Genomic DNA, 19,646 nt, shown 5'->3' with positions numbered 1-19,646 from the left:
AGGATTCGAAGGAATCCGAGGTCGCAACCGACCAGACCACTACGGAGGTGAAGGCCGAGGATTCGAAGGAATCCGAGGTCGGAACCGACCAGACCACTACGGAGGTGAAGGCCGAGGATTCGAAGGAATCCGAGGTCGGAACCGACCAGACCACTACGGAGGTGAAGGCCGAGGATTCGAAGGAATCCGAGGTCGGAACCGAGGCGGAGTCTGAGGGTGTGGAGGGAAGCCCGTCGCGGTTGGATCGCCGTTGGTTTATCGGTATCACCGCGGCGCTTGTGCTGCTGGCCGGCGGCGTCGGCGCCGGCGGCTATTTGGCACTACGCGCCCACCAGCACAGTCGTACCCTCGCTCGCGACGATGCGGCAGCCATTCAGGCTGCGAAGGAATGCGTTTCGGCAACGCAGGCACCGGACACCAGTGCCATGGCCGAGAGTGCGCGAAAGATCATCGAGTGCTCCACCGGTGATTTCGGTGCGCAAGCCGCGTTGTACAGCGGCCTGCTCGTCGACGCGTATCAGGCCGCGAATGCTCGCGTTCAGGTGTCGGACATGCGTGCGGCAGTGGAACGCAACAACAACGACGGTTCGATCGATGTGCTGGTAGCGCTTCGCGTCAAGGTGACCAATGCCGAAGCCAAAGAGCAGGAAAGCGGCTACCGCCTGCGGGTCAAGATGGCATCTGACGAGGGGCGGTATAAGATCTCCAAACTCGAACAGGTGACGAAGTGACAGCGGTCGCCGACACCGCGGCGACCACACAAGACACCAACGTCGATCCGCGAGATCATCTGGCGCCGTGGCATTTTCGCGCTACCGCGTTTGCGGTGGACGTATTGCCAGGTGTTGCGGTGTTGACCACCATGGCGTTCGTCGCGTTGAGCGTGCCGCTGCGCAGCGCCTACTGGTGGTTGTGCGTTTCGGTCATCGGCTTCGTTTTCATGCTCATGGCGGTCAACCGGTCATTGCTACCGACGATCACCGGTTGGAGCATGGGCCGGGCGTTTTGTGGCATCGCAGTGGTGCGGCAAGGCGGCGAAGCGGCGGGTCCGTGGCGGCTGCTGCTGAGAGATCTCGCGCACCTGCTGGATACCGGATCGGTGTTGGTGGGTTGGCTTTGGCCACTGTGGGATCCGCGAAAGCGTACGTTCGCAGACCTGCTGTTGCGCACGGAAGTGCGGCGGGTCGATCGGGGTCGGCGCCCGCGCAAGATCAGGCGCCTGACCGGGGTGGCGGTGCTGACTGCGGCGCTGCTGTGCTTGGCGGGCGTCGCGGTGGACTACTGGGTGGTGTACCGCCACGACCACGCGCTCGACCAGGTCCGGAAACAGGTTGCGGTACAGGGACCCAAGATCGTCGCAGAGATGCTGACCTACGATCCCAAAACCCTGCAAAGCGACTTCGAGCATGCCCGGTCGTTGACGACCGACAAATACCGTGAACAACTCGCCGCCCAGCAGCAAGCGGTGCAGAAAGGGCGACCGGTCGTCAACCAGTACTGGGTGGCCAACAGCGCGATACGATCGGTATCCACTGACCGTGCAACGATGTTGTTGTTCATGCAAGGGCAGCGCGGTCTGCCACCTGGTGAGCGGTATATCAGCGCGACTGTCCGGGTGACTTTCGCGAAGGGTTCCGACGCCCGGTGGCGCGTCGACGATCTGACAGTGCTGACCAAACCCAGACCAGTGGGTCGCGGAAAATGAGCCCACGCCGCAAGTTTCGACCCGGTGACGAACCACTGCTGGTCGCCCCTACCCTGAAGCGGTCGCGACGGTTGGCTTTGCGGCTTAGGCCGCGAGTCCTAATGTCGGAGGTCCGCGCGGGTTTGCGGTCAGGACGATGGGGATTGGCGCTTGCTACGACGGTTGCCGTCGTGATCATGGTGACCGCGATTTCGACATGTGCTCTGATGCTGATCTCGCACGAATCCCATCGGCGGATCGCGGCTAAAGAAGCGGCGGTACTGACCTACGTCAGTTCGTTCATGACGCAGTTCACCTCCGTGGATCCATTCCACGCCAATGACTATGTCGATCGCGTGTTAGCTGAAGCCACAGGGGATTTCGCGAAGCAATACCAGGACAAGGAGAACGAGGTCCTCGTCCAGGTCGCCCGAGGTGAACCGACGAAAGGCACAGTGCTCGACGCTGGCGTGGAACGGTGGACCGACGATGGCGGCGCCAACGTGCTCGTCGCCGTTGATGTCACCGCGAAGTCCCCGGACGGCAAGCAGGTGTTCGAGAACGCTACACGGTGGGTGGCGACGGCGAGGCAGGAAGGGAACCAGTGGAAGATCAGCAACCTCGTGCAGGTGATGTGACCGGACGCAAGCCGTCGCATCGCATGCCCCGGCGGTGGGGACGTGGTCGCCGGGCCCGAATCGGAACCGACGCAGCGACGTCCGGTGGCATCGACAAAGATTCGGCGACGGATACCGCCACCGAGGACCGGGTGGAGGCCGGGCCTGTCGAAACCGACGCCCCCCATCGCGAGGTTGCCGACCACAAATCCGACGCCGGTGTCGCCGAGACCAGCAGCGGTGACGAGGAACAGGATGCAGACGCCGAGGCCGAAGACGCCGCCGACATGTCCGACCAGGATGGCGCACCTGCCCGGCGACCGGCCGGCAAGAGGCTCGTCATCGCGGTCGGTGTGGCGGCCGCTTTGTTCGTCGGCTCCGCGGCTTTCGCGGGGGCTACAGTGCAGCCTTATCTGGCCGATCGGGCCACCGTGGCCACCAAGCTCAAGATCGCGCGCACTGCAGCCGATGCCATCACCACGTTGTGGACCTACACACCGGACAATATGGACACGCTGGCTGATCGCGCGGCGAACTACCTCAGCGGTGATTTCGAAGCGCAGTACCGCAAATTCGTCGACGGGATCGCGCCGGCCAACAAGCAGGCAAAGGTAACCAACAACACCCAGGTCACCGGGGTGGCCGTGGAATCGCTTGCGGGGCCGGAAGCCATCGCGATCGTGTACACCAACACGACCTCGACCAGCCCTCTGACCAAAGGTATTCCGTCGCTGAAGTATTTGTCTTATCGGCTGTTCATGAAGCGTGCGCACGGACGTTGGCTGGTGAACCGGATGACGACAATCACGTCGCTGGACTTGACACCACGGCTGTAACGCCAGTTCAGCCGAACGATACTGGAAGCCATGGCCGTTGCCTCGCCGGTGTCCCACCGGTCAACGGTAGCCGCGCTGTTGCTGTTGACGTTTGCAACCGGAATTGTCGACGCGATCAGCGTCCTAGTTCTCGGCCATGTGTTCGTCGCCAATATGACCGGGAACGTGATTTTCCTGGGATTTTGGTTTGTCCCCTCCGGGGTCGACTTGACCGCAGCGGTGGTCGCCTTCGGCGGCTTTCTGGCCGGCACCGTAATCGGCGGCCGCCTGGCGCGACACCTCGGCGGGCAGACGCGGTTATGGCTGGTCGCGGCGCTGGGTATGGAGGTCGCGATGTTGGCAGTGTTGTCGGTTCTGGCCGGGGTGGGGGTGCTGGATTATCGCGACAACACCAAGCTCATCCTGATCGCGGGGCTGGGCCTGACGTTCGGCGTGCAAAACGCTACAGCCCGCCAGTTCGGCGTCCAGGAACTTACCACCACGGTGCTCACCTCGACGATCGTCGGCCTCGGTTTCGATAGCAGGCTGGCTGGCGGAACTGGACATCGTGAAAAGCTGCGCTACAGCGTCGTTTTCACGATGTGCGGCGGTGCGGTGCTGGGTGCGACGTTATCGCGAGTGGCCGTGGCACCGGTGATCGCCTTGGCCGCCCTGGTGGTGCTGTCGAGCCTGTTGATGTTCCGATTTGGGCGAAAAGCTGACAGTTGAGTAGTGCTGTACGGCTGGCGAGGCGCGCACTCGCTCGCCCCGAACGACGACCGACGTGCGTCGTAGCTAGTTAGCTGTCAGCTATCCACCGAAACGTCGCAACAACCGGAATTCGGCTGTTGTCGAGCCGGTCGATAACGCCTGGCTTGAGGCTGTTTCGAGGCAGTGTGCCTTTAGACTTTTGGCTATGACCCCCGCGCCAACGACCGAATCTGGCGATCGCAGGACTTCGCTGCGGCCCGAGGATTACCTGGACGCCAATGGTGACATCGCACTGCCCGCTGGCGTTAACCTGATGTCTCTTCTCGAACGCAATATCGCCGAGTTCGGTGATTTCGTCGCCTACCGCTACCTGGACTATGCCCAGTCGGTCGAGGGACAGTCCGTTGAGCTGACCTGGGCCCAACTCGGCAGCCGAGTGCAGGCCGTCAGCGCACGCCTGCAGCAGGTCACAGCACCTGGCGAGCGGGTGGCGATCCTAGCCCCGCAGGGGCTCGACTACGTAGCCGGATTCTTTGCGGCGATCAGGGCGGGAACCATTGCGGTGCCGTTGTTCGCACCGGAACTGCCCGGCCATGCCGAACGTCTTGAGGCGGTGCTCGGTGATGCGCAGCCCACCGTCGTGCTGACCACTGCCTCGGCGAGCGAAGCTGTTCAAGCGTTTATGCGTAAGCGCCCACTCGCTGACAGGCCTCGGGTCGTCGCGATCGATCACGTACCCGACGTGGTGGGCGAGGCGTTCGTTCCCGTGCAAGTCGACACCGACGACATCGCCTATTTGCAGTACACGTCGGGTTCGACGCGCACCCCGACCGGGGTGGAGATAACCCATCGCGCTGCTGGGACCAACCTGCTGCAGATGATCCTCTCCCTCGGTCTCAACCCCGACACCCGCGGGGTCAGCTGGTTGCCTCTCTACCATGACATGGGCCTGATGATGATCGGGTTTCCGGTGCTTTACGGCGGGCATGTCACGCTACTGTCGCCAATGGCGTTCATCCGTCGACCATTGCGGTGGATGCGCGCATTGGCGGCCGAGTCGCGGCAGCGCCGGGTGGTGACAGCCGCCCCGAACTTCGCGTTCGAATTGGTGGCGCAACGCGGTCTTCCTGCGACGGGCGAGGAACTCGACCTCAGCAACGTCGTTCTGATCAACGGTTCCGAACCGGTCAGCATGGACTCGATTACGAAGTTCGCCAAGGCATTCGAGCCCCACGGGCTGGCGACAACCGCAATCAAACCGTCGTATGGGATGGCCGAGGCGACCCTGTTCGTCTCGACCACCGGCCCCAACGTTGAGCCAACCGCCACCTATCTCGATCGGGAGCAATTGACGGCCGGCCACGCGGTGCGCGTCACCGCCGATCACCCGCATGCGATGCCGCTCGTCTCCTGCGGCCGGATCTCTCGCAGCCAGTGGGGTGTCATCGTCAATCCCGACACCGGCGAGGAGCTGCCCGACGGCGAGGTCGGCGAGATCTGGCTACACGGCGACAATATCGGCCGCGGCTACTGGGCACGTCCGGAGGAAACCAGGCTGGTGTTCGCCAACACGCTGCGTTCCCGACTCCCGGAGGGCAGCCACGCCGACGGGGCGCCCCTGGACGCCACCTGGCTGCGGACCGGTGATCTGGGCGTTTACCTCGACGGCGAGCTCTATATCACCGGACGTATCAAGGATCTGGTGATCATCGACGGACGCAATCACTACCCGCAGGACATCGAGGCCACCGCCGTTGAGGCGTCGCCGGCGGTGCGGTCAGGTCGGGTCGCGGCATTCTCGGTGCCGGTTCACGAGCTGCCGGCGGGAGCGCACCCACAGGGCAGCGGGGAAGCGCTTGTGATTGTTGCCGAACGCGCGGCGGGCGCAGGCCGGGCCGATCCGCAACCGGTGATCGACGCGATCCGGGCTGCGGTGTCTCGCCGACACGGATTATCGGTAGCCGATGTGCGTTTGGTGGCGGCGGGTGTCATTCCACGCACCACCAGCGGCAAGTTGGCTCGCCGGGAATGTCGTGCGCAATACCTGAGTGGGCGTTTGGGTACACCTTTGACGTCGCGCTAACAGACTGGGCGGCTATCGGTTCGCTGCCACGAATCTGGACAGCCCTCGTGCCTAAATAGCCGCAGTGCGGATTGGTTGACGTCGGCGTGGCCGGGAATAACCGCTGCGCCAAGCCGATGAGTCGGCGGGCTCAGTTGAACGCGAGCCAGCTCGGCAGCGCACGCTCGTGGGAGTCGCAAAGAACCTGACGGGTGTCGCAATTTCCCCTGGGGGATCCGGCGCCGGCCCACATGCCGCCGGTGTCGCGGCGCAGCACGATCGCCGACGACCCGCCACCGTCGAGCAGCACCGCGGTATCGCTACCCAGGCCGCGGAACAGGTCCTGGATGTTGTCCGGCGTGTAGTTGCCGCCTTGAAACACGTACATCTCGTCCTTTTGCCGTGAGTACGCGATTGCCGTTCGGGCGGCGCTGGGACCGCCGTCGTTGAGCTGACCGGTATCGCCCGGCGACAACAGCCCGATCCCGCTGACCGCGACGAACCGGGATCCCCTCTCGACGAGACTTTGGATGACCGGCGCGGCGGCGTCGTAATCGTTGCTGCTTCTGGGCCGAATCACCGACGGTGCGCCTTCGGTTGGCAGAATCATCGTCGTCAACGCCGACCAGTGGTCGTCTCCGCCGGAAAGACCTTGCTTGCCCGCGTAGGCGATAGTGCCGGTGACCGGCTGGTTGGCCCGGCCTTGGCCGCGGGTGTTGTCGACGAACGCCCCCAGCGGCGAGCTACAACCGGTCGATTTCCACGACCCGCCCCGTTGTCCACGGATATCGAAAAAGTTGGCATTGATGGCGATCGTCGGCTGGCCTAACACTTGCCAAGCCTGCAGCGGCGGGTAGATCTCCGACGCTTGCAGCAACCCGTCGCTGGTGCGCGCACCGGGATTGCGCTCGCAACGGGCCTGATAACCGGTGTGGCTATCGACCAGCAGATGCGGTGAAAGTCGTTGCGAGGCAGCCTTGATGATCATCAGATGGCCACCGCTGTTGCCGTCATACCAGTTGCCGGCGGCGTTGAGCATGGGCGCGGGATGACCAGCGCCGAAGTTGTAAACCAGATACGACCCCCTGGTGTTGGCAATGGCGCTGGCGAGCAGGTCGCGGGCCTCGGCGCGGGCGACCGGCTGCCCGGTGCTGGTCGTCAGCGCCGCACACAGCGCCGCCGCGGCGCAGCTGGCTGCCATCCGCCGGAACATGGCGGCAAGAGTCGGCACAGGTCGCCCTTTCGCGCACGGGAGGTCGGTACAACAAGCACAACATTAACCACTGAGATAACACCGTCAACTTATGTCACAGTCGTGTGACGCTTTAGCTGCAGTCGAATTACGTTCCGCCGCTTGAACTTTGCCCATCGGCTACTGGACAGCTGGCGTGTCAGCCGTCGACGGGATGCGGTGATAACCGCGCCGGTCGTAGATGCGCGTGACGATGCCACCCAGCAGCAAGCCGATGACCAGGCCGAGGGCGGTCAGCGTCACCGCCTGCGACAGCCCAGCATCAGCCCGGCCGTCGAGATACAACAACGCCCTGGTACCCAGGAAAACCTGGTGCATCGGCTCGAACTTGGCCAGCCAGCCAAAAAACGACGGCGTTGCCTGTAGCGGGACGGTCGCGCCGGCCGACGGCAAGCCCAGGATCACGAAAACCAACATGCTCACCAGCAAGCCCAGCGAGCCAAGGACCGCGATGAGCGCTGTAGAGGTGACACCGACGGCCACGATCGCGAAGACGCCGTAGAGCCACAACACCCAGCCGTGCGTGAACGGCATGCCAAGGCTGCTGGCGATCGCCAGGTACACCGCAGATGTCAGAAGCGCCAGCGCCAGCATCAAGGCCCATTTCACCAGAAGGGTGCGAAACCGCGAGATGTTGACCTGCTCGGCGAACCGGTACACCGGGCCGAATTCCGCTGGAACGTAACCAAGCATCGAATCGACCAGGGTACTGACCACGATACTGCCGGTGAAGCCCCCCAACAGCAGCAACAGCGCGTAATAGAACGCCGAGAGCCCGTTGCCGGTGCCGTCGGGCAACGGGTTGTGCACGCTGCTTTGCACGTCGATAGGGCTGGCCAACAGCAGCGACACCGCCCCGGCCAACGTTGCCCCACCGGTCTGTTGGGCCACCTGGCTGCTAAGCTGTTCTCCCACTTTGGTGCTGACTACCGCCATCGCGCGCGTCAGCGTTTGACCGGCGATGCTGGCGCCCAGCGTTCCCGCCCGCGGATTCGTGGAGATCCTGATCACCGGCCGTACGGCGGGTCCGGCCCCGACCGCGGCTTGCGGCAGGTCCCGCAGCTTCGAGGAGAAGTCCGGCGGTATCACTACCACGCCGAACACCGCCGCGGTATCGAGCTCATGCCAGGCCTCTTGCCGGGACAGCACTCGCACGTCGAACTGAGTCGAGTCCAAGCCGGACGTCACACCCTCGACGATGCGCGTACCCGCAGGCCCGGCATCCTCATTGACCACCGCAACCGGAAAGTGCCGCAAGTTGCTCATCGGGTTCAAGATTCCGCCGAGATACAGCGCGGCCAGGGCCGACAGTATCGCGATGGTGATCACGATTGGCACCAGCCAAAACCGTACCGTCCGCGTAGCTCTCGCCCCGGCCTTAGCCCGGTGCCGGGCCGCTTCTCGTGTCGCGGCAAGGCCGGGATCGTGGGTGGGCGGGGAGGTTGCCGCGTGTCGTGTCTGTGGGTGAGACATACCGACTCCTCTTCGTCGGGCTCACCTTATGCCCCGGGGGGATGTGTTCGCGCTCACGGCGGCGCTAGCCGCCAAGTTCGGCGTGCATCTCCCAGACCAGGATTTCTGCCGGCCCGGTGGCGGTGACCCGCTGGCCGTCGGATGCTGTGAAGCGGACTGCGTCGCCCTCGTCAAGCTCGCCGATGCCCTCGACCACGATTTGGCCGCGTGCAACGAACAGGTGCAGGTACGGGGCCGCCGGAAGGTCGACGCCGTTGCTCGGCCGCAGCCGCGCCCCGTGCAACGCGGCGTTGCGGTTGTGGATGGTGATAGCGGCGTCGTGTCGCGGTATGCCGGAGGCGATGGTCGTCAGGCTGGCGGTCAGCAGTTGGTCGTCAATCTCGTGTTGCTGGTAGCCGGGGGCGATCCCGGTTTCGTCGGGTAGCACCCACATTTGGACGAAACGTACTGGCTCGGTAGGGGAATCGTTCTTCTCTGAGTGCAGGATTCCGCTGCCGGCCGACATGCGCTGGGCCAGCCCAGGGTAGATCACACCGCGATTACCGGCGGAGTCCCGATGGGCCAGCGATCCCTGCAACACCCATGTCAGGATCTCCATGTCGCGGTGGGGGTGCGTGTCGAACCCGCTGACCGGTGCGACGATGTCGTCGTTGTTGACCAGCAGCAGCCCGTGGTGTGTGTTGGCCGGGTCGTAGTGGTCGGCGAAGGAAAAGGAATGCCTGGAAGTCAGCCAGGAAGTCGTGGTGACAAACCGATCGGCCGCACGCCGGATCTCCACGGTGGCCCGCATTAGCCCCAGGGTAGTCCGTCGGCCGTGACCGCTTACCAGTCGGCGTCGGTGTAGCGGATGACCCCGCGAATGTTCTTGCCGTCCAGCATGTCTTGGTAGCCGTCGTTGATGTCTTCCAGCCGGTAGATGTTGGTGATCATCTCGTCAACTTTGAGCAGCCCAGACTTGTAGAGCCCCACCAGGCGCGGTGTTTCGACGTGCGAGCTGCCACCGCCGAAGATGTTGCCTTTCAACGTCTTTTGCAAGATCGCAAACAAGAACAGGTTGAGCTTGACGTCCACGTCTGTCATCGCGCCCATGCCGGTGACGACACAGGTGCCGGACTTGGCGGTCAGGGTCAGCGCTTCTTCGAGGTATTCTCCACGCATCTCGCCGACCGCGATGATGGTCTTGTCGGCCATCAGGCCGTAGGTCAGGTCCATCATCGGCGCAATCGCGGCGCTCATCGACTCGTAGGCGTGGGTGGCGCCGAACTTCATGGCCTGCTCACGTTTGAATTCGACCGAGTCGATCGCGATGACGTGCTTGGCGCCGGACAACACGGCGCCCTGCAACGCGCTCATCCCGATGCCGCCGACGCCGCCGTCTCACCAGGTTGAACGTCGGCGACGTTGGTCGCCGACCCGAAGCCGGTCGGCACGGCACAGCCCATGATCGCAGCGGGCTCAAACGGGATGGTCGGATCGATCTTGACGACCGAATCCTTGTGCACGGTCATGTAGGGCGCGAAGGTGCCGAGCAGAGAAAAAATCATCGCTACAGCCTCTTGTCCCGATGTCCCCCGGGGATCAACCGACGCCCGCGGCCAGCATGGTTTGTGCACTTCTAAGTGCCGCCTCGAGCTCGGGAAGCGTCAGCGCCGGGGCCCGACCCAAATGAATCTCGATTTGGTAGTGCGGCTGGCCGTTATGCCCGAAAATCGGGAGCACCACGAATTCTGTTGCAGCTAAGTCTGTTTCAAGGGTGCGTGTTACCGATCTCAGGGTCACCATCGTCATCAGCGTGCTGAGCTCGCGAGCCACTTGGGCCGTCGGCTCCACCGACCCCAAAACCGCGGCGAGGCGGTCATGCAGCGCGGCGTGGGCTTCGTCGAAGCGCCACGCGCCGTAGCCGCGGGTGCGGATATCGGCGAGCACGGCACGGTACGTGGCAATGTCGGCGCGCGTCAGCCGGGGCGTGACACGACGCAGCCACTCCTCGACGGCGTCGTCGTCGCGCCAGGCCATCGCCACCAAGCCGAACGGCGGATCAATCGGGAAGCGCTGGCCGACGGCATCAGCACTCGAACCATGGCCGACCGCGTCGACTGTGGTCAGATGCCGGTCGCCGATTTTCGACATCGAACAACCCGCGCCGAGCTTCTCGTGCAGGAAGGTGAGCGCCTCGCGGCCGCGATCTAGCAGCGGGAACTGCGCCCGTAAACCATGAACGATCCCGAACAGCCCGCTGCCCAGCGCATAGCGGCGATCCTCACGCCGCGTCACCCAGGCTGCCCGTTCCAGCTCGGCGAGCACCAGCGCGCACGTCGAGGTGCTCATGCGGCAGATTTTGGCAAGCTCAGCCGACGTCTTGGCTTCCCCCGACTCCGCAAGCGCGGCAAGGAGATCCATGACACGGCGGGTGGGAGGGGATTTGGCGGGTGCGGGGGTCGCTGTTGACGCGGTCATCGTCGCCTCCTAGCATCCGTCCAGATACTAACGAAATACTTCCTAATATTAGGAGAAGCTCGATGTGGAAGGTCGGCGTGTGGGGTCCGGGCTCGATGGGGCTGATCGCCCTGCGCGCCGTGATCGACCACCCGCAGCTGGAATTGGTCGACCTCGTCGTCCACAGCGATGCCAAGGCCGGTGTTGACGCTGGGCAACTCTGCGGGATCGACCCCGTGGGCGTGGTGGCGACCCAGGATCCCGGTCCCATGCTCGCCGGGCCTGCCGATGCCGTGGTCTACGCGGCCGCGGCCAACCTGCGGCCGATGGAGGCGGTCGAGGATATGGCGTCGATCTTGCGGGCCGGCAAAAACGTGGTGTCGTGCTCGCTGGTGCCGCTTGTGTTTCCCGACGCCGTCGATCCGGCGTTCACCGACCCGCTGCGAGAGGCCGCGCTGGCTGGCGGGGCGTCGTTCTTTACCACAGGAATCGATACCGGATTTGCCAATGATTTATTACCACTGGCACTTTCAGGGATCTCACGGGTGATCGAAAGCGTCCGCGTGACAGAGATCTTCAACTACGCCACCTATCCCGACAGATCGGCGGTATACGAGATCCTCGGCTTCGGCAAGCCGCCGGAGGCCACCGTGCTCGCGGCCACCCCGGGGGTGTTCACATTCGGCTGGGGCCCGGTGCTGTACCAACTTGCCGCCGGTCTCGACGTGCGCATAGATCGCGTGGAGGAAAGTGTCGAGCGCATACCCGCAGAGGAGTCGTTCGACACTCCCACCGGACACATCGCTGCCGGGACGATCGCGGCGATGCGTTCGACGCTGACCGGGTACGTCGAGGACCGGCCGACTTTCGTCGTCGACCATGTCACCCGCATGCACGACGACATCGCCCCGGACTGGCCCCAGCCACATGTCGGGATTGCGCCACGCGACCTCGGCTACGGTGCCGCCTCGGGCCGCGGGGTGTACCGCGTCGAGATCGACGGCTCGCCGAGCATGCGCTGTGAGCTTGAGTTAGCCGACGACCACGATCACGACTTGGGTGCGCGCATCGCCGGCGCCTCCCGGATGGTCAACGCCATCCCCGCGGTGTGCGCAGCACCGCCTGGGCTGCTATCGGCGCAGGATCTGCCGCTGATCACCGGTACCGGCCTGGTGCGCCCGGTGACCGGGCCGCCGCCGGACTCGCGCCGAGTGTGGACTTGATGCACATCATCCCCAGGGTGCAAATCCACGTTCGGCGGGCTAGAGCGATGCCGGCAAACCAAATTTTGGGAACAGCATGGTGTCGAGGAAGGCGACGACGTGGCTGACGCCGGCCTCGGTGATGTCGAGCACCTGCAGCTGGAACGGCAAATGACGGTCACCATCGCGCATGTACATCGCGGCCGCCGGCTGCCCATTGGCCAGCAGCGGGATCAGTCGCATGTCCCCGGCCGCCTGTGCGGGGCATTGCTGGCGGATCAGGGTGGCGATCGTCTGCGGACCCTGATACCAGCCGACATACGGCGGCATCTCCCAAACCGCCTCGCTGGTGAACAGCTCCACCAGCCGGTCCACGTCATAGGCCTCGAACGCCGCGATGTAGCGGGCCAACCGATCCTGGGCTTCCGCCGAATCCGGCGCCGCCAATCGCTCGTCGGGGCTGGGGCCCGCGGCCTCCAACTGGGTGCGGGCCCGCTGCAACAGGCTGTTGACGGCGGCGGTGCTGGTGCCGATCGCCTCGGCCACCTCTGCGGCCTTCCACTGCAGCACGTCACGCAGCAACAGCACCGCCCGCTGCCGGGGCGACAGGTGCTGCAACGCTGCGATGAACGCCAATCGCACCGACTCGCGCGATCCGACAATGTCGGATGGATCGGCGGCGAATTCCGGCAATGGCTCCAGCCATGCGATTTCCGTCCGCTCCACCAGTTCGGCGGTGGGATCGGAGCTGGGCGCGCCCAACCCGCTCGGCAACGGTCGGCGCTGCCGGCCTTCCAGCGCGGTCAGACAAGTGTTGGTCGCGATGCGGTGCAGCCAAGTCCGCACCGACGACTTGCCTTCGAAGCGGTCGTAGGCCTTCCAGGCCCGCAGATAGGTTTCCTGCACCAGATCTTCGGCGTCGTGCAGCGACCCTGTCATCCGGTAGCAGTGCGCAAGCAGTTCCCGCCGGTACGGCTCAGCCTGGGCGAAGAAATCGCCGTCGCGGCGTTCGGTGAGCACACTCACGCGGATAGAGCTTACGCAGACGATCTGACATCCGCTGGCTACGCTGCCTCTGATGCCTACCACCCGCACTGAACGGACCTTCGACGGCGTCGGCGGTGTACGCATCGTCTACGACGCCTGGATGCCAGACACCGCACCACGCGCGGTAGTTGTCCTCTCGCACGGGCTTGGCGAGCACGCTCGTCGCTACGACCACGTGGCCGAGCGGTTCGCTTCCGACGGCCTCGCGACGTATGCACTCGACCACCGCGGACACGGCCGTTCGGGCGGCAAACGGGTGCGGCTGAAGGACATCTCGGAGTACACCGGCGACTTCGACACACTGGTGGGCCTCGCTACTAAGGACCATCCCGGCTGTAAATGCATCGTATTGGGGCACAGCATGGGCGGTGCCATCGTGTTCGCCTACGGTGTCGAGCGGCCCGACAACTACGACCTGATGGTGCTGTCGGGGCCGGCCGTGGCCGCGCATGCGGCCGTGTCGCCGTTATTGGCATTCGCCGCCAAGATTCTGGGTGCGATCGCCCCAGGGCTGCCGGTGCAGGAGCTCGACGTCGAGGCGATCTCCCGCGATCCGGTTGTGGTGAACGCCTATAACAGCGATCCGTTGGTGCACCACGGCAAGGTGCCGGCCGGAATAGCCCGCGCCCTGCTGCGGGTCGGCGAAACCATGCCGCAACGCGCCGCGGCGCTCACTGCGCCCCTGCTGGTCGTGCACGGCTCACAGGACCGGCTGATCGACGTCGAGGGCAGTCGGCGGCTCGTCGAGTGCGTGGGCAGTTCTGACGTCGAACTGAAGGTGTATCCGGGCCTTTACCACGAGGTGTTCAACGAGCCGGAGCGAAACCAGGTCCTCGACGACGTGGTCTTGTGGATCAACGCCAGACTGTGAGTCGCCGCGCCGCAATGTCAGAGCCATCCCGTAGTTTGGCCCCAGGATTGGAGCCGACGACGATGCCGAGCGAAGCGATGAAAAGGAGCGGCGTAGATGACCGACGACAAGATGCTGGCGCGAATCGCTGCCCTGCTGCGACAGGCTGAGGGCACCGACAACCCGCATGAAGCTGAGGCGTTCATGGCCGCAGCACAACGTCTGGCTACGGCGACGTCCATCGACTTGGCGGTGGCCCGTTCGCATGCCGACAAGCGCACCCGCGCGCAGGTGCCGATCCAACGTACGATCACAATCGGACCAGCGGGCGCTAAGGGACTGCGGACGTATGTGCAGCTGTTTGTGGTGATCGCCCATGCCAACGACGTGCGCTGTGACGTCGCGTCCAACTCGACGTTTGTATACGCCTACGGGTTCGCCGAGGACATCGACGCCACCCACGCCCTGTACGCCAGCCTCGTGGTCCAGATGGTACGGGCCTCAGACGCGTATATCGCCTCCGGTGCGCATCGGCCGACGCCGACCATCACGGCGCGGCTCAACTTTCAGCTCGCATTCGGCGCGCGGGTGGGTCAGCGGCTGGCGGAGGCCCGCCAGCAGGCACGCCAAGAAGCGGAACACGACTCCGATCGTTCGCCCGGTACCGCGATCGCTCTGCGCGACAAAGAGATTGAACTACTCGACTACTATCGCAGGGCATCAAGGGCGCGCGGCACCTGGCAGGCCTATCGGGCTTCGGCTGGGTATTCGTCGGCCGCACGGCGAGCGGGGGACCGGGCTGGTCGGCGGGCAAGGCTCGGCAACACCGCGGAGTTGTCCTCGGCGCGGGCTGCGCTGGACCGCTGAGCCCGAGGAGGCCGGCACGCGGGATACGCAGCGCTCCAAGGTCTACGCGGCCGAGGACTTCGTGCGGACGTTGTTCGACCGGGCAGCCGAGCATGGATCACAGGCCGTCGAATTCTTCGGCACGCAGCTGACGCTGCCGCCGGAAGGGCGGTTCGGGTCGGTTGCTGCGGTGCAGCGTTACGTCGACGAGGTACTGGCGCTGCCAAGCGTGCAACGCCGGTGGCGGCGCTGCCGCCGCTGAAGGTCCGAGCCCGGCGCGCCGCTTCCGCCGCGCACTACGAAAACCATGACGGCGCAGGCATTATCGCAGTACCCACCCGTGACACCGCCGACTGGGCGATGCGTGAGTTGGTGGTCTTGCATGAAATCGCGCACCACCTCTGCCAGGCGCAGCCGCCGCACGGCTCGGAATTCGTCGACGCCATGTGCGCCCTGGCCGAGCTGGTGATGGGACCGGAGCTCGGGCATGTGCTGCGGGTGGTATACGCGAAAGAAGGTGTGCGATGACCGATCCTGACACCCGCGCCCGCGAGATCGAGGCGAAACTGACCGACGACGAGCGGTTTTCGTTGCTGGCCAGCGTGATGGGCGCCAACGAGTTACTCCCGGTCCGCGACGAGCGCATCCCGGCCGACGTTCCCATGAGCGCCGGATATGTGCCTGGCATCCCGCGACTTGGTGTGCCGCCGCTACTGATGACCGATGCCAGCCTCGGCGTTACCAACCCCGGCTACCGTCCGGGCGACACCGCAACCGCGCTGCCGGCCGGCCTGGCATTGGCTGCCAGCTTCAACCCTGCACTGGCGCGCGCCTCGGGCGCGGCGGTCGCTCGCGAGGCGCGCAGTCGCGGATTCAATGTGCTGCTGGCGGGCGGCATCAATCTCGCGCGCGACCCACGCAACGGCCGCAATTTCGAATACCTTTCGGAGGACCCGTTTCTGAGCGCCACGATTGCTGCCGAATCGATCAACGGAATCCAGCAGCAGGGCGTCATCTCGACGATCAAACATTACTCGCTGAACTGTAACGAGACCAACCGCAACTGGCTGGACGCTGTCATCGACGCCGACGCCCACCGCGAATCTGACCTGTTGGCCTTTGAGATCGCCATCGGGAGATCGCAACCCGGCGCCGTGATGACCGCATACAACAAGGTCAACGGCGATTACGCGAGCGGAAACGACCTTTTGCTCAACGACATACTGAAAGTTGCTTGGGGCTACCAGGGTTGGGTGATGTCGGACTGGGGGGCGACGCCTAGCTGGGAGTTTGCGCTCAAGGGCCTGGACCAGGAGTCAGGCGCGCAAATCGACCGATTGCTTTGGGGTGCAGAGGCATTCACCGACCGCCTCAGAGCCGCCTATGCCGAAGGCAAACTGCCCAAACAGCGCCTTTCCGACATGGCGCGTCGGATCCTACGTTCGATATTCGCCGTCGGCGCCGATCGATGGGAGGCTACGCCGCCACCAGATATGGCTGCCCACAATGCAATTGCGCTGGACATCGCTCGACAGGGAGTCGTGCTGCTGCAAAACCGCGGGCTGCTCCCCATCGAACCGGAGTCGGCGGGTCGCATCGCCGTGATTGGCGGTTATGCGCAGATCGGTGTCCCGACCGGTTGCGGTTCGAGCGCCGTCGTTCCGCCCGGCGGCTATGCCGCGGTCATCCCGATAGGTGCTCCAGGGCTGATGGGCAGCGTCCGCAATCTCTACCTGTTGCCATCGAGCCCACTAACTGAGCTACGAAAGATGCTCCCACACAATACTATCGAGTTCGACCCCGGTATCAGCCCAGCCGAAGCCGCGCTGACGGCGCGGCGGGCAGACATCGCCGTGGTGTTCGCGGTGCGCGTCGAGGGAGAAGGCTTCGACAACGCCGATCTGGCTTTGCCGTGGGGGCAGGACGCGGTGATCGAAGCGGTTGCCGAGGCCCAGCCCAACACGGTGGTGGTGCTCGAAACCGGCAACCCCACGGCGATGCCCTGGCGCGAGAAAGTGAACGCAATCCTGCAAGCGTGGTACCCGGGGCAGGCCGGCGGGCAAGCGATCGCCGAGATTCTGGTCGGCGCTGCTAACCCGTGCGGGCGGCTGCCGCTCACATTTCCGCTGGATCTCAGCCAGACGCCGCGCCCGGAGTTGCCTGGCCTGGGCGCCCCGTGGGGGACACCGATCACCATTCACTACAGCGAAGGGGCCGAGGTCGGGTACCGGTGGTACGCGACGCAGGGCCATCGCCCGATGTTCGCGTTCGGTCATGGCCTGTCCTACACCAGGTTTGAGCGCCGCGACCTGACAGTGAGCGGCGGTGACACCGTCACGGCCAGCTTTACCGTCGTCAATACCGGCGGACGTGCCGGCACCGACGTCCCGCAGCTCTACATGACCGCGGCGCCCGATGGGCAGCGGTTGCGGTTGCTCGGATTCGAACGTGTCGAGCTGGCGCCCGGCGAGTCGCGCCGCGTCACCATCGAAGCCGATCCGCGGGTGCTCGCCCGCTACGACGGCAGCGCCGGCAGCTGGCGCATCGACGAGGGCAGCTACACGCTCGCCGTGGGTGCCTCGGCGGTGGAGCCGGAGCTTAGGGCCACTGTCGGTCTCCCCGGGCGCACGTTCGGACGTTGATCGACCGGAAGCCCTGGCCCCACCGCAACGACCCGGCTACCCGACGGCGACCAGTTCGTCGCCGCACGTGCAGCGGTACGCCTCGCCGGCCTCAGGGCAGTGGCATTCGACCTCGATGCGAACGCGGCACCCACAGCCTTCGTGGCCACAAGTTAATACGGTGCCCTTCTCGTAGCTGGCCATCGGCATCACCCCTATTCGTCGTGGGATTCCCGCAAAGGCAAGAATCCAGCGGAGGTTCCGCTACCCGGTCACTATATACCCCCTACGGGTATAGAGTAAAGAGCCGGATGGGTGGCTGCAGTAGGTTGGCGGTCATGGCACAAGAGTTGAGTCCCCGCGACGTCGACAAGTTCTTGAACAGCGCACTGATCGGTGACGATCCCGCGCTGTGGGCGGCCTTGGAAGCAAGCGATGCTGCCGGGTTGCCGCCCATCGCGGTATCGGCGCAACAGGGGAAGTTTTTGTCGTTGCTGGCCAGCGCGATGCAGGCGCGCAGGATTCTCGAGATCGGCACGCTGGGCGGCTTCAGCACCATCTGGCTGGCGCGCGGCGCAGGTCCGCAAGGTCGGGTGGTAACACTGGAATACGAGCCGAAGCACGCCGAGGTTGCCCGGAGCAACCTGCAGCGCGCCGGCGTTGCAGATCGAGTGGAGGTGATCGTCGGCGCCGCCCTGCACACTTTGCCCACCCTGACCGGCGGACCGTTCGACTTGGTGTTCATCGACGCCGACAAGGAGAACAACGTTGCATACGTCGAATGGGCGGTACGACTGACCCGGCCGGGCTCACTTATCGTGGTGGACAACGTCATTCGAGGTGGTCAGGTGGTGACACCGGCGCCAGGCGACCGTCGGGTGCAGGCGGTGCGCCAGACCATTGAGCTGATGGGCAAGCATCCACAACTGGATGCCGCAGCGCTTCAAACGGTCGGGGCCAAGGATTGGGATGGCTTCGCGATCGCGTTGGTCAAGTAGTCGTCACGGCGTCAGATCTGCCAGAGCCTGCTCGGCCGAGGTGATTTCGGTGATCCGCAGCGCCGTCTCACCGGCGTAGAGGGCTGCCCGGTCGACCCAGGAATCGGGCATTCCTGCCAGCGGCGCCAATGGCGTGAACCAGGGACGCCGCGGTGACTGCAACCGCAGCAACGCACCGGCGTCGAGGTAGCCCAGCACGGCAAGCGCGCGACTGCATGTGTTGAGCGCAGCTGGCAACGTCTTGGCGGTCCCGTCGCTGCGGCACCACCGGCGGGTGGCGGCATTGGGCACGACGCGGTGCCGCAGCGGCCAGCTCAGGCCAAACAGCGTGGTTTCGATGGTCCGGTCCGCGTCGAGGAGTCGGCGCTGGTATTCGGGGTGCGCGTTGGACTCAGACGTCATCAAGAACCTCGTTCCGGCGATGACGCCGCTGGCGCCACCCGCGAGCGCGGCGCGGGTATCGGCGCCGGTGGCGATCCCGCCGGCGAGGAACACCGGACGCGGCCCGGCCAGCGACAGCGCCTGTGGCAGGAAGTCCAGCGCCGGCTGGGTGCCGACCAGGTGGCCACCGGCCTCGCGTCCTTGGGCGATGAGACCGTCAGCGCCCCACGCGATGGCTTGTCGCGCTTGGCCTTCGGTCCCGACCATGACGAAGACGAAGATCCCAGTGTCGTGTAGATGCTCGATTAGGCTGCGGTCACCGCCGAAGGCCAGCACCGCGACGTCGATGCGAGCTTCGACGCAGACGCGCACGTGGCGGCGACGGGTGAAGGGCCACAACAGGTTTACTGCGACGGCGCGCCCTGGGGCTTCGTCGCGCACCTGATCGATGGACTTTCGCAACTCGGTGGGCGAGGTAAGCCCCAGCGTCCCCAGGCCACCGGCCTTGGCGACCGCGGCCGCTAACGGTGCGCCCGCCAGCCCACCGCCCATCCCCGCTTGGCCCACCGGAACGTCGAGCTTGAGCCGATCTGCGACATCCATGTCTCACCTCGCTGCTCCTTGACGGTACGGGGTGGTGGCGTCCGCCCG

18 protein-coding genes and 2 pseudogenes are annotated in these 19,646 nt (G+C 65.0%); 12 read left to right on the top strand and 8 right to left on the bottom strand.

The genetic code is table 11. From position 1 onward, the window contains the following. Positions 1-104: 104 nt before the first annotated feature. The 6 genes from MYXE_RS22715 to MYXE_RS22690 all read left to right on the top strand — a co-directional run bounded on the left by MYXE_RS22715 (position 105) and on the right by MYXE_RS22690 (position 5,910). The gene (locus MYXE_RS22715; protein ID WP_004571646.1) at positions 105-731 is read left to right on the top strand and encodes a hypothetical protein; all 627 of its coding nucleotides are present in this window, start codon (positions 105-107) and stop codon (positions 729-731) included. Further along, positions 728-1,705, top strand: coding sequence for an RDD family protein (locus MYXE_RS22710; protein ID WP_048890430.1), 978 nt, complete (start codon positions 728-730; stop codon positions 1,703-1,705). The genes MYXE_RS22715 and MYXE_RS22710 overlap by 4 nt, the downstream gene beginning before the upstream one ends. Next, positions 1,702-2,322 (top strand): mammalian cell entry protein, encoded by a 621-nt coding sequence (locus MYXE_RS22705; protein WP_053093977.1) that lies wholly within the window; start codon positions 1,702-1,704, stop codon positions 2,320-2,322. Before MYXE_RS22710 ends, MYXE_RS22705 begins: the two co-directional genes overlap by 4 nt. Beyond that, positions 2,289-3,137 carry a mammalian cell entry protein gene (locus MYXE_RS22700; protein ID WP_412176924.1) on the top strand — a complete coding sequence of 283 codons (849 nt, stop codon included), beginning with the start codon at positions 2,289-2,291 and terminating at the stop codon, positions 3,135-3,137. Before MYXE_RS22705 ends, MYXE_RS22700 begins: the two co-directional genes overlap by 34 nt. A gap of 30 nt (positions 3,138-3,167) precedes the next feature. Then, the gene (locus MYXE_RS22695; RefSeq protein ID WP_048890432.1) at positions 3,168-3,845 is read left to right on the top strand and encodes a YoaK family protein; all 678 of its coding nucleotides are present in this window, start codon (positions 3,168-3,170) and stop codon (positions 3,843-3,845) included. 187 nt (positions 3,846-4,032) lie between these two features. Further along, entirely contained in the window at positions 4,033-5,910 is a 1,878-nt protein-coding gene (locus tag MYXE_RS22690) for a fatty acyl-AMP ligase (protein ID WP_071700175.1), read from the top strand. Positions 5,911-6,040: 130 nt separating this feature from the next. Here the strand turns inward: MYXE_RS22690 and MYXE_RS22685 are convergent, their stop codons facing one another. The 5 genes and pseudogenes from MYXE_RS22685 to MYXE_RS22665 all read right to left on the bottom strand — a co-directional run bounded on the left by MYXE_RS22685 (position 6,041) and on the right by MYXE_RS22665 (position 11,071). Then, on the bottom strand, positions 6,041-7,102 hold the full coding sequence (locus tag MYXE_RS22685; protein ID WP_004571652.1) for a phosphodiester glycosidase family protein: 1,062 nt from the start codon (positions 7,100-7,102) through the stop codon (positions 6,041-6,043). Positions 7,103-7,261: 159 nt separating this feature from the next. Continuing rightward, positions 7,262-8,614 carry a YhgE/Pip domain-containing protein gene (locus MYXE_RS22680; protein ID WP_085195394.1) on the bottom strand — a complete coding sequence of 451 codons (1,353 nt, stop codon included), beginning with the start codon at positions 8,612-8,614 and terminating at the stop codon, positions 7,262-7,264. Between the two features lie 64 nt (positions 8,615-8,678). Beyond that, on the bottom strand, positions 8,679-9,404 hold the full coding sequence (locus MYXE_RS22675; protein WP_004571654.1) for a pirin family protein: 726 nt from the start codon (positions 9,402-9,404) through the stop codon (positions 8,679-8,681). Positions 9,405-9,436: 32 nt separating this feature from the next. Beyond that, positions 9,437-10,149, bottom strand: a pseudogene (locus tag MYXE_RS22670) (zinc-binding dehydrogenase); the annotation flags it as partial. A gap of 43 nt (positions 10,150-10,192) precedes the next feature. Continuing rightward, positions 10,193-11,071: a MarR family transcriptional regulator gene (locus MYXE_RS22665; protein ID WP_039890428.1), complete on the bottom strand. Its 879-nt coding sequence runs from the start codon at positions 11,069-11,071 to the stop codon at positions 10,193-10,195. A gap of 62 nt (positions 11,072-11,133) precedes the next feature. Here MYXE_RS22665 and MYXE_RS22660 point away from each other — a divergent pair, with 62 nt between their 5' ends. After that, complete coding sequence (locus MYXE_RS22660; protein ID WP_071700177.1) at positions 11,134-12,273, top strand: NAD(P)H-dependent amine dehydrogenase family protein; 1,140 nt, start codon at positions 11,134-11,136, stop codon at positions 12,271-12,273. Between the two features lie 39 nt (positions 12,274-12,312). On the opposite strand, the gene MYXE_RS22655 is transcribed toward MYXE_RS22660, so the two are convergent. Then, positions 12,313-13,284: a sigma-70 family RNA polymerase sigma factor gene (locus MYXE_RS22655; protein WP_039890493.1), complete on the bottom strand. Its 972-nt coding sequence runs from the start codon at positions 13,282-13,284 to the stop codon at positions 12,313-12,315. Between the two features lie 46 nt (positions 13,285-13,330). On the opposite strand from MYXE_RS22655, the gene MYXE_RS22650 reads away from it, so the two are divergent. The 4 genes and pseudogenes from MYXE_RS22650 to MYXE_RS22635 all read left to right on the top strand — a co-directional run bounded on the left by MYXE_RS22650 (position 13,331) and on the right by MYXE_RS22635 (position 17,637). After that, on the top strand, positions 13,331-14,170 hold the full coding sequence (locus MYXE_RS22650) for an alpha/beta hydrolase (protein ID WP_071700183.1): 840 nt from the start codon (positions 13,331-13,333) through the stop codon (positions 14,168-14,170). Between the two features lie 96 nt (positions 14,171-14,266). Next, positions 14,267-15,016 (top strand): DUF2786 domain-containing protein, encoded by a 750-nt coding sequence (locus MYXE_RS22645; RefSeq protein ID WP_085195390.1) that lies wholly within the window; start codon positions 14,267-14,269, stop codon positions 15,014-15,016. Then, positions 15,000-15,523 (top strand): annotated as a pseudogene (locus MYXE_RS22640) (TIGR04338 family metallohydrolase). The gene MYXE_RS22645 and the pseudogene MYXE_RS22640 overlap by 17 nt, the downstream one beginning before the upstream one ends. Further along, on the top strand, positions 15,520-17,637 hold the full coding sequence (locus MYXE_RS22635; protein WP_085195388.1) for a beta-glucosidase: 2,118 nt from the start codon (positions 15,520-15,522) through the stop codon (positions 17,635-17,637). The pseudogene MYXE_RS22640 and the gene MYXE_RS22635 overlap by 4 nt, the downstream one beginning before the upstream one ends. A 36-nt stretch (positions 17,638-17,673) precedes the next feature. On the opposite strand, the gene mymT is transcribed toward MYXE_RS22635, so the two are convergent. Then, the gene (mymT, locus tag MYXE_RS22630) at positions 17,674-17,820 is read right to left on the bottom strand and encodes a copper-binding metallothionein MymT (RefSeq protein WP_085195430.1); all 147 of its coding nucleotides are present in this window, start codon (positions 17,818-17,820) and stop codon (positions 17,674-17,676) included. 134 nt (positions 17,821-17,954) lie between these two features. On the opposite strand from mymT, the gene MYXE_RS22625 reads away from it, so the two are divergent. Then, on the top strand, positions 17,955-18,614 hold the full coding sequence (locus tag MYXE_RS22625; RefSeq protein WP_085195386.1) for an O-methyltransferase: 660 nt from the start codon (positions 17,955-17,957) through the stop codon (positions 18,612-18,614). Between the two features lie 3 nt (positions 18,615-18,617). Here MYXE_RS22625 and MYXE_RS22620 read toward each other — a convergent pair whose 3' ends face one another. After that, entirely contained in the window at positions 18,618-19,598 is a 981-nt protein-coding gene (locus MYXE_RS22620) for an NAD(P)H-dependent flavin oxidoreductase (RefSeq protein ID WP_085195384.1), read from the bottom strand. Positions 19,599-19,646 lie beyond the last annotated feature (48 nt).

The sequence above is a fragment of the Mycobacterium xenopi genome, from assembly GCF_009936235.1.
In the GTDB taxonomy this organism is placed as follows: Bacteria; Actinomycetota; Actinomycetes; order Mycobacteriales; family Mycobacteriaceae; genus Mycobacterium; species Mycobacterium xenopi.
The sequence above is the reverse complement of the archived record's forward strand: the minus strand, read 5'-3'. Positions and strand labels throughout refer to the sequence as shown.